This is a genomic window from Acinetobacter sp. 1124_18A (genome assembly GCF_052824995.1).
Window position 1 is genome coordinate 205,433 of the sequence record NZ_VTDF01000003.1, and the last position, 12,115, is coordinate 217,547.

Here is a 12,115-nt window from a genome sequence, read left to right on the forward strand (position 1 = left end):
ATTTATACAGCGTTTCAGCGTATATTTTTCTATCTTTATTCCTAAAATTAGAAAACAAACCAGAATTTCTGCAATTTTCTTTATTAATTTTAGGCTAGACTCGCTCAATATTTAACTCACGAAGATGAAGTAATCATGACTTATAAAGATGAAACTCTAGCAATTCATGCTGGCTATTCACCCGAAGCAACCACAAAAGCTGTTGCAGTCCCTATTTATCAAACCACTTCTTATGCATTTGATAATACGCAGCACGGCGCCGACCTGTTCGATTTAAAAGTTCAGGGTAATATTTATACCCGCATTATGAACCCGACCACTGCTGTACTTGAGCAACGCCTTGCTGCACTCGAAGGCGGAATTGGTGCTTTAGCCTTAGCTTCTGGTATGGCAGCAATTACTTACTCAATTCAGACCATTACCGAAGCAGGAGACAATATTACTTCTGTCTCAACTTTATATGGCGGAACCTATAATCTATTTGCTCATACCTTACCAAAACAAGGTATTGAAGTTCGCTTTTTTGATTACCAAAAGCCTGAAAGCTTACGAGAATTAATTGATGATAAAACTAAACTTGTTTTTGTTGAGTCGATTGGTAACCCACTCGGAAATATCATCGATTTAGAAGAAATTGCAAAAATCGCACATGAATATGGAGTGCCTGTCGTTGTCGATAACACCGTTGCCACCCCTGCTTTATTAAAACCTTTTGAATATGGTGCTGATATCGTTATTCATTCGCTTACTAAATATATCGGTGGACACGGTAATAGTATTGGTGGAGCGATTGTAGATAGCGGTAAATTCCCTTGGGGTAAATATCCAGAGCGTTTTAAAGTTTTGAACACGCCTGACCCAAGTTATCACGGGGTTAATTATGTTGAGGCATTAGGTGAGGCGGCCTATATAGCACGAGCTCGCGTTGTACCATTGCGTAATACAGGTGCGGCAATTAGCCCACTGAGTGTTTTCTTGATTTTACAAGGTTTAGAAACTCTAAACCTCCGCATGGAGCGTCATACTGAAAATGCGCAAAAAATTGCGGAATATTTAAAAAATCACTCTAAAGTAAAATGGGTCAATTACGCAGGTCTCACAGATCATCCTCAGCACCAGCTTGCTCAAAAATATGTAAAAGGGAAACCATCTGCAATTTTATCTTTTGGTGTACAAGATGGTCTCGAAGGGGGGACTCGCTTCATCGATGCTCTTCAATTATTTACTCGTCTCGTAAATATTGGCGATGCAAAAAGTTTGGCGTGTCATCCTGCAACCACGACTCATCGCCAGCTTAATGAACAAGAACTTAAATCTGCTGGTGTAAGCGAAGATATGGTTCGTCTTTCAATTGGAATTGAGCATATTGATGACTTAATTGCCGATTTAGACCAAGCACTTTCAGCCGTATAAATTTTAAACTACTCGACAAGCCTCTGGAAATAGAGGCTTTTTTATTTTCTGCTCATGACAGGACTAAAAATAATTAATGGATTAAGATACTATTTTAGAGTTTTTACTCTAAATAAATTGTTAAATTTCATATATTTACAGACTAGACAATTTTTAAACATCTATTAAGATAAGAGCTATATTTATGAGTTCATTTGGATGAACCTACGGTTGTAAAAAATAAAAATTACATACCGGAATAAATAGTCCCTGCCCCTACTTAGGTAAAATGCTGTGAATAAAAAATTAGAAGCTCTGTTCCAGGAAAAGGTACAAGATAAAGTCATTTTAGTGACAGGCGCCTCGAGTGGAATCGGATTAACGATTTCAAACAAACTTGCTGATGCTGGTGCTCATGTTTTACTTGTTGCCCGTACTCAAGAAACTTTGGAAGAAGTAAAAGTAGGTATTGAAAGTCGTGGCGGTAAGGCATCAATTTTCCCATGTGATCTCAACGATATGGATACGATTGATCAAGTATCTAAAGAAATTCTAGCTACGGTTGATCACATTGATATTTTAATTAATAACGCCGGTCGCTCTATTCGCCGTGCCGTACATGAGTCTTATGATCGTTTCCATGACTTTGAACGCACGATGCAGTTAAATTATTTTGGCGCAGTGCGCTTAGTTCTCAATATTTTGCCTCATATGATTCAACGTCAAGATGGGCAAATTATTAATATTAGCTCGATTGGTGTGTTAGCAAATGCGACTCGCTTCTCTGCCTATGTAGCATCTAAAGCTGCTCTTGATGCATTTAGCCGCTGCCTATCAGCTGAGGTTCATGCACATAAAATCGCGATTACTTCAATCTATATGCCGTTGGTTCGCACTCCAATGATTGCACCAACTAAAATTTATAAATATGTACCAACACTTTCACCTGAGCAGGCTGCTGACTTAATTGCTTATGCAATTGTGAAACGTCCAAAACGTATGGCAACCAACTTAGGGCGTTTAGCTTCAATGACTTATTCGGTTGCGCCTGGTATCAACAATATGTTTATGTCGATTGGCTTCCGCTTATTCCCAAGTTCGGATGCAGCAAAAGGTGAAAAAGCTGAAAAACTGAATTGGGCACAAAAAGCGTATGCACGAATTTTCCCAGGCGAACACTGGTAATTTTCGGCTAAAAATATAATTTAGGATTTAAAAAGCGCCTCAAGTAAGGCGCTTTTTTTAACTAAAAATATTACCCATCCAGAAACTGAACATGGCCTGTTTTTACATCATAAATTGCACCCACAACTGCAATCTCACCTCGCTCAACCATATCTTTTAAGACGTTACTCTGGTTAATGATGTATTGAATATTGTAGTGAACATTCATAGCAGTCACCTGATTGATAAAGGCTTTACTTAGATCACGTGGCTGCATAATGTCATATACACTATCAACCGAATGCATTAACGGCCCAAGCACATATTGAATATGTGGCATTTCCTTCACGTCAGCCACCTGCTTATGCTCTAAGCGTAATTGACAGGCGCTCGTAACCGCACCACAATCGGTATGCCCTAAGACTACAATCACTTTAGAGCCTTTAGCCTGACAAGCAAACTCAAGAGAGCCTAATACCTTTTGCCCAGCAATATTACCTGCGATTCGTAAGCTAAACAGATCACCGATACCCACATCAAAAATCATTTCGGTAGGTGCACGTGAGTCCATACAACCAAGCACTGCCGCGATCGGATGTTGTCCTTCATCTGCAGTAACACGAATTTGTCGATAAATATCTCGTTGAAGACGTTCATTTTTTACAAAACGTTCGTTCCCTTCTTTAAGTAAGTTTACGACCTGTTGGGGACTCAGCTTTTGTTGCAAATCATGTGTACTAATATCAATATCAAGTACCGCATCATCAACGTCTTGATAGTGCTGTTTGAACCCGACCAGTTTAAGATTTACTTGGCGTTTAATGGCCGTTTCACTTTGATAATCTTGAATAACTTGATAGATATCAGGATCGATCGAATCACATTGAGTTGCATCAATAATGAGTTGTTGATGTTTATGCACATGTTCCAATGCCGAAATAAGCGCAGAACGATTAAGAAAGGTGACTTGTGAAGGAAGCTCAATACGAGTCACTACGCCATGCAAACGCTTCTCTCTATAAACACGAATACCCTTATTAAAATTGCCATAGAGAATAAAAGCGCTACTGGTGAACAGACCAATTAAAATTCCCATTAAAAGATCGGTCTGCAAAATTGCAACTAAGGTAATAATAAAAGGTAAAAACTGTTTCCAGCCCTTTTGATAGAGCTGTTTAAATAGTTTTGGATGAGTAAGCTTAAATCCTGTCACGATTAATATCGCAGCCAATACAGACAAAGGAATCATGTTCATTAATGGCACGAAGAACAAAACCGCTAACAGCAACAATACACCATGAATAATGGTGGAACATTTACTACGCGCGCCTGTATTTGCATTCACCGAACTACGCACAATAACCGAGGTCACAGGCATTCCACCAATTAAGCCCGAAATAATGTTACCTGTACCTTGTGCCCAGAGTTCACGGTTAGGAGGAGAAGAACGTTTTTGAGGGTCGATTTTATCTGCCGCTTCCAGATTCAATAATGTTTCTAACGATGCCACGACAGCAAGCGTAATTGCTCCTGTGTAAATCATAGGCTCAGCTAAGTAACTAAAATCAGGGAAAATTAATACTTCTTCGGGTGCTTGCAATATATTCGGCAATTGAATGAGGTTATCAACTTGCACTGCCCAGGGTGAGCCAATACTCACCAAAATAAAATTTAAAACCGCTGCCAACACAACTGCAATCAGAGCAGAAGGTAAAGCTAGTTTTTTGAGTGGGCTGCTATCCCACGCTAAAATTAAGAATAAACTGAGCAAACCAATGAGTGCAGCTCCTCCATCAAAACGTTGAAGGAATGCGTCTGGTGTTGATGTCCAAACCTGTTTCCATGAAAAATCAGAAAGTCCGAACAGATAAGGTAATTGTGTCGCAATCAGGATGACACCAATGGCCGCCAGTAATCCTAAAATGACATTATTTGGAATAAAGTTTGCAAAAAAACCTAACTTAAATAATCCAAATAGAATTTGTAGAACACCTGCGAAAATAATACACAATAAAAAGGCGGCATAATTGCCGCCTAATTGTTCTAACTGTACAAGGATGACAGCAGTTAGTCCTGCTGCTGGTCCGGCTACACTGATGTGGGAACCACTCAGTAAACCAACAATAATACCACCAACAATACCAGCAATAATGCCAGAGATAATGGGAGCTCCTGAGGCTAAAGCGATACCCAAACACAGCGGTAATGCCACAAGAAATACGACAACTCCGGACAGGAGGTCTTTTAAATGAAATCTATTTTTCAGGTTTAAAACCGACATAAAACAACCATTTATAATATAAAGAAATAAGCAAAGTTGTACTATTACAGCCTGAAAGTGATTAATTGCTTCAAGGCTTGGTTGATGGTGTCGGACAACTGAATATCGTTAAAGTTGAGTTATGCTATAACGTTGTATATTTGATTGTAGGTTTCACAACGTTTTTGTTGATCTTAAGATTCACCTCATCTTTACGACTGCGATTTTTTTCTTATTTGCTTTTATATAACTGTTAAAAAATAATTCTTAACCCATAAAAAAAGCCTCCGATTGGAGGCCTTTTTATCAATTAAAACTCTTATTTAGAGCCTTTAATCCCTGCTTGTAGTAACAATGCACCTAAACCGCCGATCTTTTGTTCTTGTGGTTTATCTTGCTTGCTACGCTGAGGGCGTTCAGCTTGATCTTTACGCGGTTGAGGACGCTTAGCTTGAGGTTTACGCTCAAAACGCTGTTCTGTATTTTGCTCACGACGTGGTGGACGCGGCGCTTTAACAGGTGCAGAACCTTCAGCACGCATACTTAAGTTCACGCGGTTACGTTCAACATCAACCTGCATAACACGCACTTGTACAATCTGGCCCGGTTTTACAACTTTATGCGGATCAGATACAAATTCATTTGCTAATTCAGAAATATGAACTAAGCCATCCTGATGTACACCAATATCAACAAAGGCACCAAAGTTTGTGACATTAGTGATCACACCTTCAAGCTGCATACCTTCTGTCAATTGACCAACTTCAGTAATATCTTCACGGAATTTAGCAGTACGGAACTCTGGACGTGGGTCACGACCCGGTTTTTCAAGTTCAGCTAAAACGTCTTGAATTGTTGGTAAACCAAATTTGTCATCAACAAATTCATCAGCTTTTACTTGGCGAATGATTTCGGTATTACCGATGATGTCTTTAACAGTTGTTGCTTTTGCTGCAACAATTTTCTCAACAAGACCATAACTTTCAGGGTGAACTGAAGAGGCATCTAAAGGTTCAGAACCATTTTGAATACGTAAGAAACCAGCTGCCTGCTCAAAAGTACGCTCACCTAAACGTGGTACGCTTTTCAACGCTTGACGGTTGTCAAAACGACCATGCTCTTTGCGGTATTCAACAATTTGTTGAGCAATTGCTTTGTTTAAACCTGCGATATAAGCCAAGATTGCTGGTGAAGCGGTATTTACATCAACGCCTACAGCATTCACACAGTCTTCTACCACTGCATCAAGTGTTTTTGCCAAACCAGTCTGGTTCACATCGTGTTGATATTGGCCCACACCAATTGATTTCGGATCAATCTTAACAAGTTCAGCAAGTGGATCTTGTAAACGGCGAGCAATAGAAACTGCACCACGAATTGAAACGTCAAGTTCTGGAAGTTCTGCCGATGCAAGTTCACTTGCAGAGTAAACAGATGCACCCGCTTCACTTACAGTGATTCGTGTTAAATTCAAATCAGTATTCGCAGCCATCATTTCAGCAACAACAGCTTCTGTTTCACGGCTAGCTGTACCATTACCAATTGCAATGAGCTCTACATTATATTCACGGCATAGACGCGTAAGTTCAGCAATTGAGCCTTCTTTATCTTCTTTTGGAGCAAATGGATAAATCGTGCTGTGAGCAAGTACATCACCTGCATCGCTGATTACTGCCAGTTTCACACCTGTACGAATACCAGGGTCAACACCCAAAGTCGTACGGCTACCAGCTGGCGCTGACAATAATAAATGACGAAGATTTTCAGCAAATACCTGCATTGCCTCTGCTTCGGCAGTAAGACGTTTTTCTGTCAGCAATGAATGTTCGATTTGAGGACGAATCTTACCTAACCAGAATAATTTTGCAGTTTGCTTTAAGAAATCTTGACGTGCTTGAGGTTGAATTTGCTCAAGGTTGTATTCAGTTTCAATAAGCGCCAATGGTGCATCATCTTCACCATCTACTTTCAAACCCAATACGTTTTCTTGACGACCACGTAACATCGCCAATAAACGATGAGAAGGTAATTTGTTTAGACCTTCAGAGAATTCAAAGTAGTCACGGAATTTTTTACCAACTTCTTTCTTTTCTTCAGATGCAACCGCACTTTTTAAAACGGCACTTTTTGCAAAAGTTGTTTTTAATTCTGTAGTAAGTGAAATATTTTGCGCCCAGTCATCAATCAGAATGTGCTGAATCGCATCTAACTGACTTTCAACATCTGGGTAGTCTTCGTGACTAAAACCAGCTAATGCTTCTGTCGGGTCAACTTGTTCTGCAATAATTTTTTCAGCAATTGGTCCTAAACCTGCTTCTTTTGCTTTAAAAGATTTACTTGTACGCTTAGGGCGATACGGTGCATAAATTTCTTCTAAAGCATTTTTTGTTTCGGCTGCATTCACCCGCGCCAACAAGTCATCACTCAATTTATTCTGTTCTTGCAATGACTGAATAACCTTTTCACGGCGCTCATATAAATCACGTAAATACGCTAAACGAGTATCTAATTGGCGTAACTGCGTATCATCTAAACCTTGTGTTACTTCTTTACGGTAACGGGCAATAAATGGAACACTGGCACCTTCATCAATTAAGCGGATGGCAGCTTCTACTTGGTTTGGACGTACGGCAAGCTCACTTGCCAACTGCTGAACTAAGTCAGTCATCGTGTTTGATCCCACAAGGATAAAGTTTAAAAGCACTGATTATAAAGACCAAGCCCATAAAATCCACACTTGTTTGCGTATTCAAAACGTTTTTTTGTATTGACTCTGAATATTTATAGTTTTTACGACTACTAGAGCACATAAAAACAGGAGTTCAAGTATGAAAAAGTTGAGGCTGAGCTCTGTTTTTTAATCTTTATAAAATATAAACGTAGGCCTTGTGTCATGAAAGTGACAAAATTTTATTATAAATTATGAGAAAATGATCATATTGATACATTCCTCAAAAGCTAAAAATATAGCGATTCAACAAGGTTTTATTCGTCCAATCTTTTAACCAACCCAACCATCTGCTTACTTCACCAATTAAAAGCTTTATAACAACCAAGTTGGTTTAACTAAAATAACTTATTTGAAACAATTAGTTATTACTATTTAATTATTAAAAATTTATCAAATATTTAAGTATTTGTTTTTTTAGATCAGTCTTTGCTAAATTATGGGCTTAAGATGTTGTTTTTTGGTTTCAAACCACCTCGAAAATTGTAATTTTGAGCAAATTGATACATAGTCTTAACAAGAACATCGGCATTATACTGAGGGCTTGTTGGCAATAAGCCTCACCGACCCAATAATATATAAATTATGACTTTAAAAGGGAGTACATCATGAGTTTAGTTGTACCTGCTGAACATCCTGAAACCGTACACAACGAAACGGATCGTGTCGAACGTATTTTAGTGGTCGATGACGATGTGCGTTTACGTACCCTCTTGCAACGTTTTTTGGAAGATAAAGGCTTTGTTGTAAAAACTGCCCATGATGCTTCACAAATGGATCGTCTATTACAACGTGAGTTATTTTCACTTATCGTCCTCGACTTTATGTTGCCAGTTGAAGATGGCTTAAGTATTTGCCGTCGTTTACGCCAATCAAATATTGATACACCTATTATCATGTTAACAGCGCGTGGTAGCGATTCAGACCGTATTGCAGGTCTGGAAGCTGGTGCAGACGATTACTTACCAAAACCATTTAACCCAAATGAACTTTTAGCCCGTATCCGTGCTGTATTGCGTCGCCAAGTTCGTGAAGTTCCCGGTGCTCCAAGCCAACAAGTTGAAGTTGTAAGCTTTGGACCATGGTCTTTAGACTTATCTACCCGCACGCTGACACGCGAAGGACAAATCGTTACCTTAACGACTGGCGAATTTGCAGTATTAAAAGCATTGGTACAACACCCACGTGAACCATTAACGCGCGACAAACTCATGAATTTGGCTCGTGGCCGTGAATGGGGTGCGATGGAACGTTCAATTGACGTTCAAGTCTCTCGTCTACGCCGTTTAATCGAAGATAATCCTGCACGTGCACGTTATATCCAAACGGTATGGGGCGTGGGTTATGTATTTGTTCCAGATGGTGCGGAATAAGCTTGAGATAAGATAGAGTGAGTTTAGAACCAATAGCGCCACAAAATTTTACTGATTACGCGACCTACTCAGAACGGAAACGAACTCGGTGGGAACGTTTTCTCGACAAAATTAAGCCACGCTCTGCTGCCATGCGTACCACTATTCTGGTACTGCTGGTGGTATTTTTTAGCTTATTTATGTCGTTATGGTTCTTTTGGCGCACTCTTTACTTACCTGAAATTCAACAACACGCTCGTTATCTTGCAGTTGAACTTGAGCTCGTCAATAATCCGGATATACGGATTTTTCACCGCGGAAATGAAGTCGATATTGATGAGTGGTTACGTAATCGTGTTGGTATTGAATACGTTACCAACCCCAAAGAATATCCAAGTGTCCGCGATAAAGTAATTGCTGAGTTATTTACCAATCAAATCGAGCAAAAGCTGGCAAATGAGATTGGGGCTAAGGATGTTACGGTTTACTTCCAGTTTAAGCCTAGCCCACGTATCTGGATTCAAACACCTGAAATGCATGGGAACTGGGTCCGAGAGCCTTTAAAAACCTATGCAAACTATAGTCCTGAACTCTTAATTGGTTGGGTCGTTGGCGTTCCATTACTGTCGGCTATCATTATTTTGATTTTGGTCAGACAAATGAACCGCCCTCTGCGTCGTTTGCAGAATGCTGCCAATGAATATAGTAAGTCTGGAACTGCACCTTACTTAGATACCAATCATGGTCCATTAGAAATACGCCAAGTAAACCAAGCCTTTAACCGTATGGTCTATACGCTTGATCAAACCGAGCGTGAAAGACGTATTATGTTGGCCGGTATTTCACATGATTTGCGCACTCCTCTAACACGCATCCGCTTAACAGCAGAAATGCTACCTGATGAGTTCTTACGTGAAGGTCTGGTCTATGACGTAGACGATATGGATGCAATTCTTAATCAGTTTATCTCGTATATGCGTGATGGCTCAGATGAAGAGTTGAAAGACACCAATATCAATATGCTTTTGCAAGAGCTGGTTGTCCAGTTCAAGCCGCTTGATATTCACTTCGAGATGCAGGATGTGCCCATCATTCCCGCACGTAGCCTTTCTTTAAAACGACTGATTGCCAACCTGATTAATAATGCAAAACGCTATGGTGCTGAACCCATAGATCTAAGTGCAAAAGTTGAAAATGAAAATATTTTAATTATCGTTGCCGATCATGGTGAAGGTATTCCGCCAGATCAAATTGAAGATTTAATGCAGCCTTTTGTCCGTGGAGACGCCGCAAGAACAATTCAAGGTAGTGGACTTGGGCTGGCGATTGTCAAACGTATTGTCGATATTCATCATGGTGAAATTCAAATTCACAACCGTGAACAAGGCGGTTTAGAAGTTATTATTTCTTTACCCATTCCAAAACCAGTTACTGAAGAAAATAGCTCGATCAATCCATTAGAAAAAATAAAACAAACTTTTAGTGAGCGCTTTTAATTTAACCAATTGATTATTAAAAGCCTCATTTTAAAGACAAATAAAATAATTAAAAATCAATAAAATAAAAACCATAAATATAATTTATACCACCATTTATTTACAAAATTAGACCTTAGCCTAACACCTATGCACTTTTCAATTTTTCATAGCTAAAATCGCCTATGTTTTGACAATTCTGAGGATGTCCAATGTCTTTAAGTCGTATTCGCCTAGCTTCTCTTCATGACAAGGTCATCAGTGCTGAACAAGCTGCACAATTCATCGAAGATGGAATGACCGTAGGTATGAGTGGTTTTACTCGTGCTGGTGAAGCTAAAGCTGTTCCACAAGCACTTGTAGAAATTGCAAAGAAAAATCCGTTAAAAATCACGTTAATTACGGGTGCAAGCTTAGGTAACGACTTAGACAAACAACTCACGGAAGCAGGTGTTTTATCTCGTCGTATGCCATTCCAAGTGGACAACACTTTACGTCGTGCCATTAACAATGGCGAAGTTATGTTTATTGATCAACATTTGTCTGAAACTGTTGAGCAAATGCGTAACCAACAACTTAAACGTCCTGATGTTGCAGTAATTGAAGCAATTGCAATTACTGAAGATGGCGGCATTATTCCAACAACTTCTGTAGGTAACTCTGCAAGTTTCGCTATTTTTGCCGAGAAAGTTATTGTTGAGATCAACACATCTTTAAGCGAAAGCTTTGAAGGTTTGCACGACATCTATATTCCAACTTACCGTCCAACACGTACTCCAATTCCATTAACAAAAGTGGATGAGCGTATTGGTACATCAGCAATCCAAATCGATCCTGCAAAGATTGTCGGTATTGTATTTAACGATACTCACGATTCACCATCAACGGTAACTCCGCCAGATGATGAAACTCAAGGTATTGCGAACCACCTCATTGCTTTCTTTAATAAAGAAGTTGCTGAAGGTCGTTTACCGAAGAGCCTTGGCCCATTACAAGCGGGTATCGGTTCTATTGCCAATGCTGTATTAACAGGTTTAAAAGATTCTGACTTTGAAGACCTCATCATGTACTCAGAAGTATTACAAGACTGTACTTTTGAACTCATTGATGCAGGCAAAATGAAATTTGCTTCTGGTAGCTCAATTACGCTTTCTGCAAAATGTGGCGAGAAAGTTTTTGGCAATATCGAAGCTTACAAAGACAAATTAGTACTTCGTCCACAAGAAATTTCTAACCACCCTGAACTGGTTCGCCGTTTAGGTATTATCGGCATTAATACTGCGCTTGAGTTTGATATTTACGGTAACGTGAACTCGACTCACGTATGTGGTACTAAAATGATGAACGGTATTGGTGGTTCAGGTGACTTCGCTCGTAACGCTCACTTGGCAATCTTTGTGACCAAATCAATTGCGAAAGGCGGCGATATCTCTTCTATCGTGCCAATGGTGAGCCATGTTGACCACAGTGAACATGATGTTGATATTTTAGTGACAGAACAAGGTTTAGCAGACTTACGCGGTTTAGCACCTCGTGAACGCGCTCGTGTCGTTATCGACAATTGTGTACACCCACTTTACCGTGATGCATTAAATGATTACTTTGATCGTGCATGTGCTAAAGGTGGACACACTCCTCATTTACTTCGTGAGGCATTGTCTTGGCATGCAAACTTCGAAGAAACAGGTCAAATGCTTCAAGCAGCACCAGTTGCAAAATCAGCTTAAATAACTAGTTAAATTCA

The 12,115-nt window shown here is 39.6% G+C and carries 7 protein-coding genes and 1 pseudogene; 6 read left to right on the plus strand and 2 right to left on the minus strand.

Annotation, left to right across the window (positions count from 1 at the left end; translation table 11 throughout):
* The first annotated feature begins 135 nt into the window (after positions 1 to 135).
* Positions 136 to 1,413: an O-acetylhomoserine aminocarboxypropyltransferase/cysteine synthase family protein gene (locus FY048_RS08630; RefSeq protein WP_446090850.1), complete on the plus strand. Its 1,278-nt coding sequence runs from the start codon at positions 136 to 138 to the stop codon at positions 1,411 to 1,413.
* A 273-nt stretch (positions 1,414 to 1,686) separates the two neighbouring features.
* Complete coding sequence (locus FY048_RS08635) at positions 1,687 to 2,577, plus strand: SDR family NAD(P)-dependent oxidoreductase (protein WP_446090851.1); 891 nt, start codon at positions 1,687 to 1,689, stop codon at positions 2,575 to 2,577.
* 70 nt (positions 2,578 to 2,647) lie between these two features.
* On the opposite strand, the gene FY048_RS08640 is transcribed toward FY048_RS08635, so the two are convergent.
* On the minus strand, positions 2,648 to 4,837 hold the full coding sequence (locus FY048_RS08640) for a solute carrier family 23 protein (RefSeq protein WP_446090852.1): 2,190 nt from the start codon (positions 4,835 to 4,837) through the stop codon (positions 2,648 to 2,650).
* 298 nt (positions 4,838 to 5,135) lie between these two features.
* On the minus strand, positions 5,136 to 7,484 hold the full coding sequence (locus FY048_RS08645) for a Tex family protein (protein ID WP_446090853.1): 2,349 nt from the start codon (positions 7,482 to 7,484) through the stop codon (positions 5,136 to 5,138).
* A gap of 668 nt (positions 7,485 to 8,152) precedes the next feature.
* Here FY048_RS08645 and ompR point away from each other — a divergent pair.
* The 4 genes and pseudogenes from ompR to FY048_RS08665 all read left to right on the plus strand — a co-directional run bounded on the left by ompR (position 8,153) and on the right by FY048_RS08665 (position 12,098).
* The gene (gene ompR, locus FY048_RS08650; RefSeq protein WP_000060753.1) at positions 8,153 to 8,917 is read left to right on the plus strand and encodes an osmolarity response regulator transcription factor OmpR; all 765 of its coding nucleotides are present in this window, start codon (positions 8,153 to 8,155) and stop codon (positions 8,915 to 8,917) included.
* 17 nt (positions 8,918 to 8,934) lie between these two features.
* On the plus strand, positions 8,935 to 10,392 hold the full coding sequence (locus FY048_RS08655; RefSeq protein WP_446090854.1) for an ATP-binding protein: 1,458 nt from the start codon (positions 8,935 to 8,937) through the stop codon (positions 10,390 to 10,392).
* Positions 10,393 to 10,419: 27 nt separating this feature from the next.
* Positions 10,420 to 10,548, plus strand: a pseudogene (locus FY048_RS08660) (hypothetical protein).
* A gap of 35 nt (positions 10,549 to 10,583) precedes the next feature.
* Complete coding sequence (locus tag FY048_RS08665) at positions 10,584 to 12,098, plus strand: acetyl-CoA hydrolase/transferase family protein (protein WP_446090855.1); 1,515 nt, start codon at positions 10,584 to 10,586, stop codon at positions 12,096 to 12,098.
* Positions 12,099 to 12,115 lie beyond the last annotated feature (17 nt).

What these genes read in the sequence shown, in the direction of transcription:
- FY048_RS08665 (WP_446090855.1), top strand. Translation starts at nt 10,584, where the DNA reads ATGTCTTTAAGTCGTATTCGCCTAGCTTCTCTTCATGACAAGGTCATC.
- FY048_RS08645 (WP_446090853.1), bottom strand. Translation starts at nt 7,484, where the DNA reads ATGACTGACTTAGTTCAGCAGTTGGCAAGTGAGCTTGCCGTACGTCCA.
- ompR (WP_000060753.1), top strand. Translation starts at nt 8,153, where the DNA reads ATGAGTTTAGTTGTACCTGCTGAACATCCTGAAACCGTACACAACGAA.
- FY048_RS08630 (WP_446090850.1), top strand. Translation starts at nt 136, where the DNA reads ATGACTTATAAAGATGAAACTCTAGCAATTCATGCTGGCTATTCACCC.
- FY048_RS08640 (WP_446090852.1), bottom strand. Translation starts at nt 4,837, where the DNA reads ATGTCGGTTTTAAACCTGAAAAATAGATTTCATTTAAAAGACCTCCTG.